At 73.2% G+C, this 467-nt stretch carries 1 protein-coding gene; it reads left to right on the forward strand.

All coding sequences use genetic code 11. From position 1 onward, the window contains the following. Positions 1 to 62: 62 nt before the first annotated feature. Positions 63 to 467, forward strand: a 405-nt coding sequence (locus tag ACLD7X_RS18805; RefSeq protein WP_482763999.1) for a thiolase family protein, incomplete at its 3' end; no start/stop codon positions are given.

Consider the following 467-nt stretch of genomic DNA (forward strand, 5'->3'; position numbering starts at 1 on the left):
GCGGACTGGCCCGAACTGCCCTCAGGCAAGACCGACCTGCGTGCGCTGGAGGCCGACCTGCCGTGACCGATGCCTATGTGATCGCCGCCCGCCGCAGCCCTGTCTGCCCCGGCAACGGGGCGCTGGCCGCGCTGGACTTTGACGCGCTGGCCGCGCCGGTGATCCGCGCGGCGCTGTCCGATGCGGGCATCGCGCCGGAGGAGGTAGATGAGCTTGTGCTTGCAAATGCTCTTGGTGCCGGGGGAAATCCTGCGCGCATCGCGGCCCTGGCGGCGGGGCTGCCCTCGCATGTGGCGGGGCTGAGCATCGACCGTCAATGTGCAGGCGGCCTTGATGCGCTGGCCGTGGCGCGGGCGCTGGTGCTGTCGGGGCAGGCGCGGGTCGTGGTGGCGGGGGGCGCCGAAAGCTGGTCGCGCCGCCCCCATCGCGCGCATCGCGGCCCCGCGGGGCCTGTGCCCTATGAACAG

This window comes from Aphanothece microscopica RSMan92 (assembly GCF_046613545.2).
GTDB lineage: Bacteria > Cyanobacteriota > Cyanobacteriia > PCC-6307 > Cyanobiaceae > NIES-981.